Genomic DNA, 13,050 nt, shown 5'->3' on the forward strand with positions numbered 1-13,050 from the left:
GATTGTAATGAAACAGAAGAACAGGCTTGATATGAAGAACCGTTTGAAGCTGCTGCTGCCGATTTTTATTCTGCATGCGATTCCCATGGCTGTGATTTGGGGTGTTACCTTATCCATGAACCTGTTTGCCCGCCCGAGTGATTACCTGATGGTCGCTTATGCGGCAGGCGGTTTTTTGACCAGCATTTACAGCCTGATTTGGTTTTATTGGAACCCGAAAGTGAACGTGCGCAATTATTGGCTGCTCAATATCGGCGCATGGCTGTTTTACAGCGTGGTGATTACAGTGGCCTTGTATAAAGGGGGCGGGAAGATGATTGCGCCGGACTTGGGCTTTTTGTTCGGCGGCATCTTTACTTTGCTTTGGCTGCCGGTGAGCTATGTGTTTTGGTTCAGGAAAGAGCGCAAAGCCATGAGTGGCGCTTGAGGGGAAGCCCGCTTTTAAGCATCATGCGGCATTGTGTGCTATTAGAAATCAAACTCCTGCAAATCCACACATTCCCTGCGCTGCCATTCGTCGAGCAGGATTTTGCGCGGGAGCGGATAAGCATTGCCGACGCGGGCTTGGGTGATTCGGTCGGGGCGGAAATGGCGGTAATCCTGCCGCAGTTCGCACCAGGCCACCATCAGCCGCGCTTCGTTGAAATAGCCCACTGCCAGCGGCCAAACAGTGCGGCGGCTGGTTTGACGGTTGGCATCTGTGTAGTCGAAAGACAGGCGGCGGTTGGTTCTCAGGGCAAACCGGATGGTTTCCAAAATAGAATGTTCTTGCTCGGAATAGCTGTTTTTGCAGGTAGGAGCGGGGTAGAGCGCTTGCCGGTTGAGTGTTTCAGACAGGCTTTGCGGGAGCGCGGCGTCTATTTTTCCCAATGCGGATTTGGCCGACTCGGCCAGCGCCCCGTCCGCATTGGCTACCACCCAGCGCATGCCCAACACCACCGCTTCGATTTCGTTTTCGTCAAACATCAAAGGCGGCAGCACAAAGCCCGCTTTCTGCAATACAAAGCCAACGCCCGCGCCGCCTTCGATTTCCGCACCTTGCGCCCGCAGCGTTTCAATATCGCGGTAAACCGTGCGCGCGCTGATTTCCAGTTGCGCCGCAAGCTGTTCGGCGGAAACGGGATAACGGCTTTGCCGCAGAAGGTGTAGGAGAATCAGCAGGCGTTCGGAGCGGGTCATCGTTTAGTTTTACTGTTTTTCCAATTCCTGCACTCGGGCAAATGCAGGGCGCGCAAGATGGCGCGACATATATTCGGTAAACTCAGGTTCGGCAGGGATGATTTGGACGTAGGCAATCAACCATTCCAGCAGGCCGCTGTAATAAATGTCCAAAGCACTGAAGCGGCTGCCGACCATATATTCCCTGCCTTGCAGATGTCGGCGCAGGGTGTTCAGGGCAGTATCCAAGTCGCCGTAGCCTATGGCTTGCCGCTGCATATCATTATTGCTGATGCCGCGCCATTTATCCATTGCGGCGTATTCCAAGTGCAGCGAAAAGCACAGCCAGCGGTAATATTGCCCGCGTTCTACCGAGCCTGCTTCGGGGATTAGGTGTGTTTCGGGAAATTGCTCGGCAAGGTAGGTCAGGATGGCGGCGGTTTCGGTAAACGTTTCGCCTTTGTGCTGAAGCGCAGGCACTTTGCCCATCGGGTTGACCGCGAGATATTCCGGCGTTTTCAAATCCGCTCCCAACGACAGGGCAACCGTGTCATAATCCGCGCCGCATTCTTCCAGCATCCAGCGGATCATGCTGCCGCGCGAAGGGTTAACGGTGTAAAGCGTGAATATTTTCATATAGTGCCTCCTTAAGTTGTGTCGACTTACAAACGGTTGTTTCAGACAGGCATTATAAAAACGGGGCGTGTCAGTTTCTGTCAGGAGCATTTAGGGGTGGCAATGCCTGTCTGAAACGCTTTCAGACAGGCATTGCCCTTTAGAATACAACAAAGCAAACAGCCCTGTCGGAGGAACAGGGCTGTTTGCACACACGATTTTTTTAGGTTCGGCTTACGGTTTAGCCGGAGCCGGAGCCGGTGCAGCCGGACGCTCGAAACCTTTAGATTTCATACAAGCATCGAAAGCGGCGCGGTCGGCAGTTTCGCCGACAGTTTGTTTACATTCCTGCAAAGCCTGCTCTACGCTGGCTTGAGGCGCTTGTTCTTTGGCCGCAGCTTTGTCTTTGCCGCCCATAGAAGAGCAGGCGCTCAGCATCAGGCCGGCAGAGATAGCGGCAATCAGCATTTTATTCATAATCATAGTCCTTCATTTGGTTTGAAATATTTAGGTTTACTTATGCGCGTAAACACTCCTGTTTCAGAGTGCGGTAAGGATTATTAGTTCTTTGTAACAATGTAAAAAATTTTAGAAAGTGCGGAGCGGGTGTGTTTAAGTGCCTGCTATTTCTGAAAAAACAGATGGAAAAACAGAATAGGTAATAAAATGAAAAGAAATGTTATGGATGTGGGTGATGCCTGTCTGAAAATATCATAAAAGCAAGAAGTTGGGCCGCGCAATTTGTATTCCTGCCGCCCGTAGGCCCAGTCACCCGCAATGTGGTCGCAACGTGGGCGGAGGCGGGCAAAGTATGTCATAATATTTTACTCTCCCCGACGCATCAGGCGCGGCTATTCTTATTCCAACGGAGAACAACGTGAATCAATTTTCTGCACTCGGCTTAGGCGGCGAAATCGTTTCCGCCCTGACCGAACAGGGCTATGAAACCCCCACCCCCATTCAGGCGGCCGCCATCCCCAAAGCATTGGCCGGTCACGACTTGCTCGCCGCAGCCCAAACCGGCACTGGAAAAACCGCCGCGTTTATGCTGCCCAGCCTCGAGCGGCTCAAACGCTACGCCACCCCCAGCACATCGCCCGCCATGCACCCCGTGCGCATGCTGGTGTTGACGCCCACGCGCGAGCTGGCAGACCAAATCGACCAAAACGTGCAGGGTTACATCAAAAACCTGCCGCTGCGCCACACCGTTTTATTCGGCGGCGTGAGTATGGACAAACAAACCGCCGAACTGCGCGCGGGCTGTGAAATCGTCGTAGCCACCGTGGGCCGCCTGCTTGACCATGTCAAACAAAAAAACATCAACTTAAACAAAGTGGAAATCGTGGTGCTCGACGAAGCCGACCGCATGCTCGACATGGGCTTTATCGACGATATCCGGACCATCATGCAGATGCTGCCCAAGCCGCGCCAAACCCTGCTGTTTTCCGCCACTTTCGCCCCGGCCATCCGCAAACTGGCCAGCGATTTCATGAACCGCCCCGAGCAAGTGGAAGTGGCCGCGCAAAACACCACCAATGCCAATGTAGAGCAGCATGTGATTGCGGTTGACACCGCCAAAAAACGCAGCCTGCTGGAGCGCCTGATTGTAGATTTGAATATGAATCAGGTGATTGTGTTCTGCAAAACCAAGCAAAGCGTCGACCAAGTTACCCGCAATCTGGTGCGCAGCGAGATTGCCGCCCAGTCTATCCACGGCGACAAATCACAGCAAACCCGCCTTGAAACCTTAAATGCCTTCAAAGAAGGCAGCCTGCGGGTGCTGGTGGCCACCGACGTGGCGGCACGCGGGCTGGATATTGCCGAGCTGCCGTTTGTGATTAACTACGAAATGCCTACTCAGCCAGAGGATTATGTGCACCGTATCGGCCGCACCGGCCGTGCAGGCGCCGACGGCGTGGCGATTTCTTTGATGGACGAAAACGAGCAGAAAATGTTTGAAGCCATCAAAGCTTTAACCGGCAACGATATTCCGCTGGAGCAGATTGAAGGTTTCGAACCGCGCTTTCTGAACCCGGCTCAGGCGGAAAGCCAAACGCAGCAGCGCCCGCCGCGCGGCGAAAAAGCCGAACGCAGTGAGCGGCAAAGCTCGGGCAGCGAAGCCCGCAGCCGCCGCAACGAAGAAAAAGATGCCGGTTCGGCATGCGGCAAAATCGCAGGGCGCAGCCGCCGAAGCCGCCGCGAACGCCAAAAGTGTGCGCTGGTGCAGCCGAACTTCGGCCTGTAACCGCGCCCGTGCATAACCAATGCCTGTCTGAAAAGCCTTTTCAGACAGGCATTGGTTTAACCGGCAGAATGTGCGGACAAATCCTTGTGTTGAAAATCCGCCTGTTCGGTCTATAATCAAATCTCCCCTGACACATAGGAGCGTTATCATGTCTTCTTACAAAAATTGGACGGAGCACACCGCCCACGTTAAAGCCACTTTTGCCGCTTTGGGCAAAGACCATCCGAAAATGCTGCAAGCGTTCATTGCACTGGATCAGGCGTCGGCCGCCGAAGCGCTGGACGAAAAAACCCGCGAACTGATTTCGCTGGCCGTTGCCATTACCACCCGCTGCGAAAGCTGCATCAGCGTGCACGCCGAAGCCGCCGCCAAAGCGGGCGCCACCGAAAGCGAAATCGCAGGTGCGTTGGCTACCGCCATCGCTATGAATGCCGGCGCAGCTTACACCTATGCGCTGCGTGCTATGGAAGCGGTTAAAGCGCAAAGCTGATTGAGCGTCATGTTGCCGATAAAGGCTGTCTGAAAATGTTCAGGCGGCCTTTTTGTTTATGCCGGATAAACTTAAAAAAGCTGATCGACTTCAGCCCTTTATTTTTCAGACAGGCATACTCATTACTCCAACCGAAAACAGTCCCGTTTCACAACCGCCAATCCGACACACTTGTCTTACATGCCGCCTTTGGGGCAAAATCCTTTTTTAAAAATCCTATTTGCATATTTGTTATGAAGCGTGCAGCTTTGCTGTTGATTTTATGTTTGTCGCTCCGATGCGTTTTCGCAGCGGACGACGACGTGCAGTCCGCTTCCGCCGACCTGCCTTACCGCCCGGCCGAGCCGGCGCAGCCTTCCGATCAAGAGCTGAAATCCGGGCTGGAAGCCGCGCTGGCCGAGCAGGATTGGCAAAACATGCCCGAATTATTGCAGCAATACCGCAGCCGCTTTCTGACCGATCAGGTGTTTGCCGATTATGTCGAGGCCCGCTGGCGCAGCAGCAAAGGGGAATACGCGCAGGCGCAGGCCTTGTTCCGCCGCGTATTGGCGCAGCGCCCGGAGTGGCAGGAAGCGCGGATGGCCAGCATTACCAATCTTTCCGCCGCGCGCGCGCAACCGCGCGCAGGCGATTTCGGCAGGCGGTTGCAGGCTTCCGATGTGTGGCAGCTTCCGATCAGCCTGAGTCAAGTTCACAATAATCAGGGCTACCGTTCGCGCAGCTCAAATGCTTCGCGTGCCGCTTATCCCCATCAAGAAAAAAACAATGATGCTTTGCGCTTCAATCTGGGCGCGGAACACGATTTCAGCCTGAAAGGCAACCACCGCCTGCGTCTCGGCCTGACCAGCGGCGGCACGCATTATTGGGATTATTACGACCGCAGCACCCATTTCGTCCGCTTGGCGGCAGGCTACCGCAGCAGCTCGGGCAAACAAAGCTGGTCGCTCACGCCCTATACCGAGCAAAGCTGGCTGGGCAGCGAGAAATACACGCTCAACACAGGCGCTTCCGCGGCGTATCACAATAAACTCAATGACAACTGGCGGGTGTCGCTTTCCGCGTCCAGCGTTAACCGCAGCTTTAACAATCCCAACCATGCAAAATATTTCGACGGCAATATCAACAGCATATCGGGTACGGCCGAATGGCGTCCCGACAGCGCATGGTTAATCAGCGCCGGCGCGGATTACCGTGCCGATCTTACGCGCAACGCAACGCGAGCTTCTGACCGAACCGTGCTGCGCACCGGTATTTCGCGCCAATTTGAAAGCGGGTTTAAGGCCGGCGCTTCTTTCCAATACGGGCGGCGCGAATTCGACCATTCCGAGCCGCTTTACGGCATCGGCCGGCGCGACAACGAATACAATGCCAGTGCGTCGATTTCATACCAGCCGCGGCGCTGGAAAGGCGTGGCGCCCAAAATCGATTACCGTTATTCCAAGGTTGACAGCAATATCGGCTCGTCATCAAAGGAAAACTCGCAATGGTTTATGAGCTTGGAAAAAAAGTTTTAAGACTTTCGTCTCTCTATATAATGCCTGTCTGAAAACCTGAATAACAACAAAGAATGAATGATGAATTACGCTTTAAACGCACTGTGGTGGTGGCTTACCGATAAGGATGTGCGCGCACTTGCCTCCATCCTCACCGCGCCTGCGTTGTGGGAAACCGGCTGCGAGCTGCCGGTGTGCAAACTGTTGGGCAGGCAGGGTTTCCGTTATCTGCTTGAATTGGACGGCAATCCTGCGCCGCTCAAGCAGCATTTGGCTGCCGAAGCGCCTTTCGGCCACCGCTTGGGGTTTTATGCAGAAAGTTTACTGGCCTTTTGGCTGGCTCATGCGCCGCACGCAAACCTGCTGGCGCGCAATTTGCCGGTTCGGGATGAATCGGGCAAACAGACTTTGGGCGCGCTGGATTATTTGGCAGAGCTGGATGATGAGGTTTATCACATTGAATTAACATGCAAATATTATGGAAGCATTCATGCGGAACCCGAAACAATGGTCGGTTTGAATGCTGCCGATAGATTGGCCGACAAAGCAGCCAAATTGCTTAAGCAGCTTGCTTTGCCAAGCAGCGGTGCGGGAAAGCGGGCGCTTGCCGAAGCAGGAATAGAAACCGGCCGATGCCGGTCGGTATCGCTGGTGAAAGGCATGGGATTTGCCGCAGAAGGGCATGGGTTTACCGCCGCTCCGTTAAACCCCTGCGGCTGGCACGGGCGATATTTTGAGCAGGACGGGCTTTTGTCTTTCGGAGAGCAGGCGGTATTTTATGTTTTGCCGCAGATGGACTTGCTCGCTCCGGCCCGCGTCGAACCCGAACAATGCTGCGGCGGCGAGGAAATCGAACCGTTGTCGGGCAGATTTGTCGCGCTGATGGAGCAACGGTCCGACGGTATGATGCACGAAATTCTGCGTATCATGAAACCGGGTCGGCCGGTAAATTGATATATGTCTGTCTGAAAAGGGTTTGCGGCAAAATGTATCGGCCGGGAGCATTACCGTTTCCATATCATTCTTAACAACACTATGATACAATTTGCGTTTTAAATTTTTGCCCGGCTTCGGCCGGCATACGGATATTGCCGGGCGGCCGGATGCCTGCCGGCTTGTTAACAAAACAAATTTAAGGGTTTACGATGAGCGTGACTGTTGAAACATTAGAAAATTTGGAACGCAAAGCCATCTTGTCGCTGGCTTGGAGCGAAGTGAATGCCGAAGTGGAAAAACGTCTGAAACAAACTGCGCGCCGTGTGCGCATCGACGGCTTCCGCCCCGGTAAAGCGCCTTTGAAAATCGTAGAGTCTATGTATGGTGCAGGCGTTCAAAACGAAGTGTTGAACGAAATGGCTCAAAAAGCATTTTATGATGCCGTGGTGGCGCAAGAATTGAAAGTGGCCGGCTACCCGCGCTTGGAAGCGGTTGAAGAGCAAGACGATAAAGATGCGCTCAAAGTAGCAGCCGTGTTTGAAGTATTCCCGGAAGTGAAAGTGGGCGATTTGTCTGCACAGGAAGTTGAAAAAGTAACAGCCAAAGTTGGCGATGAAGAAGTAGAAAAAACCGTAGACATCCTGCGCAAACAGCGTACCCGTTACAACCATGTGGAACGCGAAGCCAAAAACGACGACCGCGTGATTATCGATTTTGAAGGTAAAATCGAAGGCGTTCCGTTTGAAGGCGGCACTTCGCAAAACTATCCTTTCGTTTTGGGTTTGGGTCAAATGCTGCCTGAATTCGAAGCCGGCATCTTGGGCATGAAAGAAAACGAAGCGAAAGACGTAGAAGTAAACTTCCCTGAAGATTACCACGGTAAAGACGTAGCCGGTAAAACCGCTGTGTTTACCATCACGCTGAAAAACGTGTCTGAGCCGGTGTTGCCGGAAGTGGATGAAGAGTTTGCCAAAGCTTTGGGTATCGCCGACGGCGACGTGGCCAAAATGCGCGAAGAAGTGAAGAAAAACGTAGAACGCGAAGTAAAACGCCGCGTTGACGCGCAAACCAAAGAAGCTGTTATGGAAGCCCTTTTGGCCGCTACCGAAGGCCTGCAAGTACCGCAAGTACTGGTAAGCGAAGAAGCGAAACGCCTGGCCGAGGAAATGAAACAAAACTTCCTTAACCAAGGTATGGCTGATGCTGCCAAAATGGATCTGCCTGCCGAAATGTTTAACGAACAAGCAGAGCGCCGCGTAAAACTGGGCTTGATTTTGGCCGCACTGGTAGAAGAAAACAAACTGGAGCCGACCGAAGAGCAAATCAAAGCCATTGTGAGCGAATTTGCAGAAAGCTACGAAGACCCGCAAGAAGTGGTTGACTGGTATTTTGCCGACCAATCACGTTTGCAAGGCCCGACTTCTTTGGCTGTTGAAGCCAATGTGGTGGATTATGTGTTGGGCAAAGCAAAAGTGAGCGAGAAAGCTTTGTCGTTTGACGAAGTGATGGGCGCGCAAATTTAATCGCTGCTTCTGCAATCCAAGCCATGCAGTTATGAGCAAAGCACCGAAGTGGCAACGCTTTGGTGCTTTCCAACTTTTAAAATAAGGAGTTGTGATGATTCCCGAAATTACAGCCAATACCCTGATTCCTACCGTGATAGAACAAAGCGGCCGCGGTGAACGCGCTTTTGATATTTACTCGCGCCTGCTGAAAGAGCGCATCATTTTTTTGGTAGGTCCCGTTAATGACCACACTGCCAATTTGGTGGTGGCTCAGATGCTGTTTCTGGAAAGTGAAAATCCCGATAAAGACATTTATTTCTATATCAACTCTCCCGGCGGCTCGGTAACAGCGGGTATGTCGATTTTCGATACCATGAATTTCATTAAACCGGATGTATCCACTTTGTGCTTGGGTCAGGCAGCCAGCATGGGTGCATTTTTGCTTTCCGCAGGCGCAAAAGGCAAGCGGTTTGCTCTGCCCAACAGCCGGATTATGATTCATCAGCCGTTAATCAGCGGCGGTTTGGGAGGGCAGGCTTCCGACATTGAAATTCATGCGCGCGAATTGATTAAAATTAAAGAAAAGCTGAATCATTTTCTTGCTAAGCACACCGGTCAGCCTCTGGAAAAAATAGAACGCGATACAGACCGTGATAATTTTATGTCGGCCGATGCCGCTAAAGAATACGGTTTGGTTGACGAAGTGATAGAAACCCGGGAAGATGCCGCTAAAGCGGTGGCAAATCAATAAGGTTTAGCGGAAAACAATGCCTGTCTGAAAACTTTCAGACAGGCATTTATTTGGCCGTTTGGCGAATCAATCAGCAAATGAACTTGATATAGCCAATTCATTTGCATAACAATAACAACGTTATAGTCAATTCACCTCACTTAAGTTTAATAACGATACCGTCATACTCGGGCTTGGCCCGAGTATCTCCCGAACTTGCTAAAACTCAAGATACCCGGTCAGCCTGAGTATGGCAGGTGTGCTGTTTTTAAGCTGATTGACTATAACTGTGCCGCCCCGCGGTTGGCCAGCTCATCGGCGCGCTCGTTTTCAGGGTGCCCGGCATGGCCTTTAATCCATTGCCAAGAAACTTCGTGCTCGTCTACTAAAAGATCAAGCTCACGCCATAAGTCTTCATTTTTTACCGGTTTTTTGGCGGCGGTTTTCCAGCCGTTTTTTTTCCAGCCGTGTATCCAGCTTTCCATGCCGTTTTTAACATATTGCGAATCGGTGCAAATGATGACGCGGCAACGCCGCTTGAGTGCTTTCAAACCTTCTATAACCGCAGTCAGTTCCATACGGTTATTGGTGGTTGCCGCTTCGCCGCCGAAAAGCTCTTTTTCATGGCCGCCGTAACGCAGCAATACGCCCCAGCCGCCTGCGCCGGGGTTGCCTTTGCAAGCACCGTCTGTATAGAGGTATACGGTTTTGTCCATATATGTGTTTGGTTATTCTTCGACAGGTTCTACTGTGTAACCGTGTCGGCGGAGTTGGAGAATCAGGCCGCTGTCGTCAACCAGATGGGCGGCACCTACTGCGATGAGGGTCTTTTTATCGGGCAATATCTGTAAGAGCTTCGGCCCCCATTTTTGGTTGCGTGAAGCCAGTAAATCCTGCTCCAGCCAGTTTTTCCAAAATAGGATGCTTTCTTTGGGGAAATCGGGAATATGGTTATAGCGGCTGTAATCCGCGTTGAGGCGGAATAATTCGATGTATTTTTTATCGTAATATAACTCGGACATTTTAATCAGTATGTCGTGGCTTTCTTTTTTGTAGCGCGCTGAAAAATCTATCTGCTCAATGATGCGGGATAAGGGTAGTTTTTTGAAATGATAGGGAAGCTCCGTGTAGCGCTCCAAGCTGTCGCGTTTCACTTTGTGGCGGACTGCGGCCTTGCTGAGCAGATAGTCCACGCCGTATTCGGATTCGTAACCTTCGGGGCGGATATTCATATCCATCATCATGGCAGCCCACGGCTCGGCACTTTCGATATTTTGGGTAAAGGCGCTGAGTTTGGGTGAGTTTTTAAAGCGTTGTGTAAGTTGCTGAACCCGGTGGTCGCCGATTTTTTGGCTGAGTGGGTCGCCGTTCAAGTCAAACATTTGTTTTTGCATGGCTTGAATGTCTTTTGTAAGCGCCCGGCTGGGTTTGATGGGTAAGATCACTTCTGAAACGAATAAATCGCTTTGTTTAACAATATTGTCAAGTTTGGGCGGAAGTGTGCCGTGTTCGGCTTTGCCGATATGGAAAGTGCCAACCAGATAAGAATCGGGCTGGCCGCTTTTGCTGATTTTCCATAAACGGCTGGTGATTTCGGGCGTGTGCCAGTTAAAAGCCAAAGCTAACGCGCTACCTGCCAGTAAGGTAAAGAGTAAAGTAAGTTTTTTTAGCATATTTCGTCATGCCTGTCTGAAAGTTAAGGAAGCAGTTTTCCCGGGTTAAGAATGTTATGTGGGTCAAGTCGGGCTTTGATGGCGCGCATCAGGTTGATTTCGGCTTCGGTGCGCACTTGCGGCAGCCATTGGTTTTTGACCTGGCCGATGCCATGCTCTGCGGCAATGGTTCCTTTTAAACGGATTACATGATTGTAAACAATCGTATTGATGCTGTCTTCATATTGATAAATATCATTGCTTAAAATGTGTGGCAGGAATGTATTGTAGTGCAGGCTGCCGTCGCCGAGGTGGCCGAAAACGACAATTTGAATGTCGGGATAGGCGGTTTTTAAAGCTTCTGCGCAATATTCGACAAATTCGGCAACGTGTTTGATCGGCAGGGCAATGTCGTGTTTGATACTGGCGCCGAGTTTGCGTTGAGATGCGGAGATGTTTTCACGCAAAGTCCATAAATCAATACGCTCGGCTTCGGAGCGGGCCAATACGGCATTTTCAAAACCGTGTTCATACAGAAATTCAGCGAGAATGTCTGCCAAATCCTGATGCGGTAGGGAGTCGGCCAATTCGATTAAAACGTGCCAAGGTGCTTGTGTGGGCGCAGTGAGGCAGCTGAATTCGGAAGAGAGGTTTAACGCAAAATCACTAATCAGTTCGTAACTGATCAAACGTTCGGCAAAGCGGGCTTGAATAAGTGATAAAAGATGAATGGCAGATGCTATATCGGCAAGCCCCACCCAGGCGGTGGCCTTGCTTTTGTTCAGAGCAAAAAGTTTGAGCGTGGCACCGGTAATAATGCCTAAGGTGCCTTCGCTGCCGATAAATAAATGGCGCAAGTCGTAGCCGGTGGTGTTTTTGTGTAAAGGCGTAAGGTGCTCGACCAGCTCGCCGTCGGGCAGCACCACTTCCAAGCCGATGACCAAATCACGCATGGTGCCGTAGCGTAAAACATTGAGTCCGCCTGCATTGCAGGCAATATTGCCACCGATTTGGCAAGAGCCTTCGCTAGCCAGGCTTAATGGAAAAAACCGATCCGCTTCTTCGGCGGCCTGTTGCACATTTTTCAAAATGCAGCCGGCATCAACCGTTATGCTGTTGTCGGCAAGATTGATATCGCGTATGCGGTTGAGTTTGTTTAAATTCAGAAGTACGCCGCCATTCGGCACGGCTGCACCGCATAAGCCCGTGTTACCGCCTTGCGGAGTGACCGGAATTTTGTGTTCAAAGCAAAAGCGCATAATTGCTTGTACGCTTTCAATGCTTTGGGGCTGCACCACAATATCGGCCAAGCCGGTATAGCGGCGCCTTTGGTCTGTAAGTAACGGGGTGGTGTCGGTTATGATTTCGGAGGCATCCAGCAGGTTTGTAAGCCTGCTGAAAGGATTGCTGGCGGACATGGTGTGTTCTGAAAAATAAAACCGTCATATTAACGGAGGGATGCTTGCAAGTTCAAGCTTTTCAGACAGGCATATTCAATGAAACGCCTGTCTGAAAGCAAAAAACAGGATGCTTTAAAGCATCCTGTTTTTTTGTATTTAACGCACTGCTTATTTGGTAGCAGAAGCAACAGAAGCGGCAGCTTCTTGAACTTTAGAAGCGGCAGCGTCAACAGCAGCTTCAACTTTAGAAGCGGCAGAAGCAGCAGCAGTTTCTACTTTAGAAGCAGCGGCATCAACGTTAGAAGCGGCGGCAGAAGTAGCAGCTTGAGCTTCAGAAGCAGCTACATCGGCGGCAGAAGCAGCAGAAGCGGCAGCAGTTTCAGCTACGGAAGCAGCAGAAGCGGCAGCTTCGCTTGCTGATTGGGCAGCTGGTTTGTTATCGCAGGCAGCCAAAGCCAAAGACATCAGGGCGGCAGCAAACAAAGTTTTTTTCATTTTAATGTACCTTCTCTTATTTGATCAATTAAGGGAGTTAAAACTATCAAAAAGTTAAACATATTAAATGTCTAGCTTGATTTGATTACAAATTCATTATTGAATTTTCCATAATTATGCACGAGCGCTGATTGCAATGCAATCAGTTGGGGCACCGTGCTTAATTTTTGGGGTATGGAAACTTAGTCAGTAAGAATGTGCCAAGAGTTCCCTGTTGATGTGAAATAATTTCAGATTTACAGAATTAATACCTTTTTATTGATTTATTTCAATAGCTTATTGTGTTGTAACGATGCGTAAAATTATGTCATCATAAAATAAAAACAGCATT

At 51.0% G+C, this 13,050-nt stretch carries 14 protein-coding genes; 7 read left to right on the plus strand and 7 right to left on the minus strand.

What is annotated here, in order from left to right; genetic code table 11:
- The first annotated feature begins 31 nt into the window (after positions 1-31).
- Positions 32-427 (plus strand): hypothetical protein, encoded by a 396-nt coding sequence (locus EL143_RS05575; protein WP_126326644.1) that lies wholly within the window; start codon positions 32-34, stop codon positions 425-427.
- A gap of 41 nt (positions 428-468) precedes the next feature.
- Here the strand turns inward: EL143_RS05575 and EL143_RS05580 are convergent, their stop codons facing one another.
- The 3 genes from EL143_RS05580 to EL143_RS05590 form a co-directional block, all read right to left on the minus strand.
- Entirely contained in the window at positions 469-1,179 is a 711-nt protein-coding gene (locus tag EL143_RS05580) for a helix-turn-helix transcriptional regulator (protein WP_085415718.1), read from the minus strand.
- 9 nt (positions 1,180-1,188) lie between these two features.
- On the minus strand, positions 1,189-1,794 hold the full coding sequence (locus EL143_RS05585) for a glutathione S-transferase family protein (RefSeq protein ID WP_085415717.1): 606 nt from the start codon (positions 1,792-1,794) through the stop codon (positions 1,189-1,191).
- A 213-nt stretch (positions 1,795-2,007) separates the two neighbouring features.
- On the minus strand, positions 2,008-2,250 hold the full coding sequence (locus EL143_RS05590; protein ID WP_085415716.1) for a hypothetical protein: 243 nt from the start codon (positions 2,248-2,250) through the stop codon (positions 2,008-2,010).
- Positions 2,251-2,650: 400 nt separating this feature from the next.
- Between EL143_RS05590 and EL143_RS05595 the strand changes: the two genes are divergently transcribed.
- The 6 genes from EL143_RS05595 to clpP all read left to right on the plus strand — a co-directional run bounded on the left by EL143_RS05595 (position 2,651) and on the right by clpP (position 9,193).
- Positions 2,651-4,018 (plus strand): DEAD/DEAH box helicase, encoded by a 1,368-nt coding sequence (locus tag EL143_RS05595; protein ID WP_085415715.1) that lies wholly within the window; start codon positions 2,651-2,653, stop codon positions 4,016-4,018.
- 148 nt (positions 4,019-4,166) lie between these two features.
- The gene (locus EL143_RS05600) at positions 4,167-4,508 is read left to right on the plus strand and encodes a carboxymuconolactone decarboxylase family protein (protein WP_085415714.1); all 342 of its coding nucleotides are present in this window, start codon (positions 4,167-4,169) and stop codon (positions 4,506-4,508) included.
- Between the two features lie 233 nt (positions 4,509-4,741).
- Positions 4,742-6,022, plus strand: a complete 1,281-nt coding sequence (locus EL143_RS05605) for a surface lipoprotein assembly modifier (RefSeq protein WP_158087811.1) — start codon at positions 4,742-4,744, stop codon at positions 6,020-6,022.
- A 60-nt stretch (positions 6,023-6,082) separates the two neighbouring features.
- Positions 6,083-6,955 carry a DUF1853 family protein gene (locus tag EL143_RS05610; protein ID WP_085415712.1) on the plus strand — a complete coding sequence of 291 codons (873 nt, stop codon included), beginning with the start codon at positions 6,083-6,085 and terminating at the stop codon, positions 6,953-6,955.
- A 191-nt stretch (positions 6,956-7,146) separates the two neighbouring features.
- Complete coding sequence (gene tig / locus EL143_RS05615; protein WP_085415711.1) at positions 7,147-8,460, plus strand: trigger factor; 1,314 nt, start codon at positions 7,147-7,149, stop codon at positions 8,458-8,460.
- A gap of 94 nt (positions 8,461-8,554) precedes the next feature.
- Positions 8,555-9,193 carry an ATP-dependent Clp endopeptidase proteolytic subunit ClpP gene (clpP, locus tag EL143_RS05620; RefSeq protein ID WP_085415710.1) on the plus strand — a complete coding sequence of 213 codons (639 nt, stop codon included), beginning with the start codon at positions 8,555-8,557 and terminating at the stop codon, positions 9,191-9,193.
- A gap of 260 nt (positions 9,194-9,453) precedes the next feature.
- Here the strand turns inward: clpP and rnhA are convergent, their stop codons facing one another.
- The 4 genes from rnhA to EL143_RS05640 all read right to left on the minus strand — a co-directional run bounded on the left by rnhA (position 9,454) and on the right by EL143_RS05640 (position 12,719).
- Complete coding sequence (gene rnhA, locus EL143_RS05625; protein ID WP_085415709.1) at positions 9,454-9,888, minus strand: ribonuclease HI; 435 nt, start codon at positions 9,886-9,888, stop codon at positions 9,454-9,456.
- Positions 9,889-9,900: 12 nt separating this feature from the next.
- Positions 9,901-10,845 (minus strand): TraB/GumN family protein, encoded by a 945-nt coding sequence (locus tag EL143_RS05630; protein WP_085415708.1) that lies wholly within the window; start codon positions 10,843-10,845, stop codon positions 9,901-9,903.
- 23 nt (positions 10,846-10,868) lie between these two features.
- The gene (locus tag EL143_RS05635; protein ID WP_085415707.1) at positions 10,869-12,242 is read right to left on the minus strand and encodes an FAD-binding oxidoreductase; all 1,374 of its coding nucleotides are present in this window, start codon (positions 12,240-12,242) and stop codon (positions 10,869-10,871) included.
- A gap of 150 nt (positions 12,243-12,392) precedes the next feature.
- Complete coding sequence (locus tag EL143_RS05640; protein WP_085415706.1) at positions 12,393-12,719, minus strand: hypothetical protein; 327 nt, start codon at positions 12,717-12,719, stop codon at positions 12,393-12,395.
- Between the last annotated feature and the right edge of the window lie 331 nt (positions 12,720-13,050).

The organism is Neisseria canis, from assembly GCF_900636765.1.
Lineage (GTDB): Bacteria > Pseudomonadota > Gammaproteobacteria > Burkholderiales > Neisseriaceae > Neisseria > Neisseria canis.